The 2,893-nt window shown below is 73.7% G+C and carries 4 protein-coding genes; all 4 read left to right on the forward strand.

Translation table 11 applies throughout. The annotated features are described in order from the left end of the window. Positions 1 to 1,019: molybdopterin-dependent oxidoreductase (locus DVA66_RS19045; RefSeq protein WP_157974145.1), on the forward strand; the 1,019-nt coding region annotated here is incomplete at its 5' end. Positions 1,020 to 1,117: 98 nt separating this feature from the next. Further along, on the forward strand, positions 1,118 to 1,783 hold the full coding sequence (locus tag DVA66_RS19050) for a fasciclin domain-containing protein (RefSeq protein ID WP_114561422.1): 666 nt from the start codon (positions 1,118 to 1,120) through the stop codon (positions 1,781 to 1,783). 78 nt (positions 1,784 to 1,861) lie between these two features. Beyond that, complete coding sequence (gene sigK, locus DVA66_RS19055) at positions 1,862 to 2,515, forward strand: ECF RNA polymerase sigma factor SigK (RefSeq protein ID WP_232822073.1); 654 nt, start codon at positions 1,862 to 1,864, stop codon at positions 2,513 to 2,515. Beyond that, the coding region (locus tag DVA66_RS21995) for a zf-HC2 domain-containing protein (protein ID WP_269801648.1) at positions 2,512 to 2,893 on the forward strand (382 nt) is incomplete at its 3' end. The genes sigK and DVA66_RS21995, both read left to right, overlap by 4 nt.

The raw sequence follows: 2,893 nt of genomic DNA on the forward strand, positions 1-2,893 counted from the left end.
CGGTGCTCGGTGCGGCCGGCGGCAGCGTCGTGCAGGCGCTGGTGCAGGCCGGCTCGGCCGCCCGGCGCGCGTTCGCCCTGCCGGCGCCGGCCTCACCCGCCCCACCGCTGCCCGCGGGCGTCCAGGTGCCGGGCAACACCCCCTTCACCACGGCCATCGAGGACTTCTACCGGATCGACATCACCCTGATCACCCCGCGGCACGAGGCCGAGGGGTGGACGCTGACCGTCGACGGTCTGGTGGACCGGCCGCTGACCATCGGCTACGACGAGCTGCTGGCGATGCCGATGGTCGAGCGCGACATCACCCTGACCTGCGTCTCCAACGAGGTCGGCGGGTCGCTGGTCGGCACCGCCCGCTGGCTCGGCGTCCCGGTCGCCACCTTGCTGGAGCGGGCCGGCGTCCGGGCCGAGGCCGACATGGTGCTCTCGCACTCGATGGACGGCGGGTTCACCGCGTCCACCCCGCTGGAGGCCCTCACCGACGGCCGGGACGCGCTGATCGCGCTCGGCATGAACGGGCAGGTGCTCCCGGACAAGAACGGCTTCCCCGCCCGGATGGTGGTGCCCGGGTTGTTCGGCTACGTCTCGGCCACCAAGTGGCTCTCCCGGCTGGAGGTCACCCGCTTCGACGCGCAGACCGCCTACTGGACCGACCGCGGCTGGTCCGACCGCGGCCCCGTGCTCACCCAGTCCCGGATCGACGTCCCCTCCTCCCTCGGCAGCATCAGCCCCGACAGCCCGGTGATCGCCGGCGTCGCCTGGGCCCAGCACCGCGGTATCGACAAGGTCGAGATCCGCATCGACGGCGGGCAGTGGCAGGAGACGACCCTGGCCGACTCCGGCGGGATCGACACCTGGCGGCAGTGGAGCTTCCGCTACGACGGTCCGCCCGGACGCCACACCGCCGAGGTGCGGGCGACCGACGGCACCGGGGAGACCCAGCCGGAGCAGCGTCGTCCGGTCGTGCCCGCCGGAGCCACCGGCTGGCACCAGATCCAGTTCACCCTCGAGGGCTGACCGCCCCATCCGTCCTCCCGGTGGCGCCGAATACCGACCAGAGGCGCCCGTCCTCTGCGGCCGACAACCCGGCCACGCCGATCGAGGAGGAACCCACGATGACCACCACGACCCGCCGGACCCGGATCGCCGCCCTCGGCGCGGCCCTGCTGCTGCCGCTCGCCGCCACCGCCTGCAGCAGCGAGGAGACCGGCCCCGCGACCGCTCCGAGCATGGACAGCTCCCCCAGCATGGAGGCCTCGCCGAGCATGGAGAGCTCGCCCAGCACGGACGCCGCCATGGGTGGGGAGCCCTTCGGCGCCGCCTGCGCGGAGGTGCCGACCGATGGGGAGGGTTCGGTCGAGGGCATGGCCGACGACCCGGTGGCGACCGCCGCCAGCAACAACCCGCTGCTCTCCACCCTGGTGACCGCGGTGGGCGAGGCCGGGCTGGGCGACACCCTGAACAGCCAGGAGGCGATCACCGTCTTCGCGCCGACGAACGAGGCCTTCGAGGCCGTCGACCCCGAGACGATGGACGCCGCGATGGGCGACCCGACCGGGCTGCTGACCGACGTGCTGACCGCCCACGTGGTGCCGGAGCGGCTCTCGCCCGAGATGCTCGCGGGCGAGCACGAGACCCTCAACGGCGAGCAGATGGTGATGGTCGAGGGCAGCGGTGAGGAGTTCACCGTGAACGGTGAGGCGATGGTGGTCTGCGGCGACGTGCAGACCGCGAACGCCACCGTCTACCTCATCGACCAGGTCCTGCTGCCCGCCAGCTGACCCCCCGGACGCCGGTCGGGCGGCGCCAGCATCTCCCCGACGGACCACACACAGGACGAGGACAGGAGGTGGGCGGCGATGGGACCCGAGGAGCTGGAGCGGTATGACAACGTGCTGCCCATGAGGTCGCCGGCGAGCCCCGACGAGGGGGAGACGCTGCCGCCCGTGTCGTCGCGGGCCGAGCGCAACGAGCGGCTGGTCGAGCTGCTGCAGCGCTCGGCCCGGGGTCACGAGGCAGCCTTCGCCGAGCTCTACGACCTCACCTCCGCCCGGGTGCACGGGATCGCGGCGCGGGTGCTGCGCAGCCCCGACCACGCGGTCGAGGTCACCCAGGAGGTCTACGTGGAGGTGTGGCGGACCGCCGCCCGCTACGACCCGGACCGGGGCAGCGTGCTCGCGTGGATGTGCACGATGGCGCACCGGCGGGCGGTGGACCGGGTGCGGTCGGTGCAGAGCTCGCACCAGCGCGAGCACGACTACGGGGTGGCCGACCGGGGCCGCGAGGTGGACACCGTCTGGAGCGGGGTGGAGCAGCACCTGGAGGAGGCGCAGGTCCGTCGCGGCCTGGAGTCGCTGACCGCGATCCAGCGCGAGGCCCTGACCCTGGCCTTCTTCGGTGGTTACACCCATCGTGAGGTCGCCGGGCTGCTGCAGCTGCCGCTCGGCACGGTGAAGACGAGGATCAGGGACGGCCTGATCGGACTACGCGACGCCCTGGGGGTGGGGTCATGAGCCACGACGTGCACGCAGACGTCGGCGCCTACGTGGTGGGCGCCCTGGACGCCTCCGAGCGAGAGGTCTTCGAGGCGCACCTGCCGCACTGCCCGCAGTGCACCCGGGAGGTCACCGAGTTCGCCGAGACCACCGCCGAGCTGGCCCGGCTGACCGAGACGCCGCCGCCACCGGAGCTGAGGGCCGCGGTCCTCGGGGCGGTGCGGTCGGTGCGACCGCTGCCCCCGGAGACGGCACCCGCGGTGGGCACGCCCCCGCAGCCCGCTGCCGACGGATCGGCCGAGACGGGGGCGGGCGGCCCGCGGCGCGCGGTCGACCTGGTCGACGAGACGTCCGGGTCGGTGGACGGTGACGAGCTGGCCGCCCGCCGCTCCCGGC

It is taken from the genome of Desertihabitans aurantiacus (assembly GCF_003344635.1).
Classification (GTDB): domain Bacteria; phylum Actinomycetota; class Actinomycetes; order Propionibacteriales; family Propionibacteriaceae; genus Desertihabitans; species Desertihabitans aurantiacus.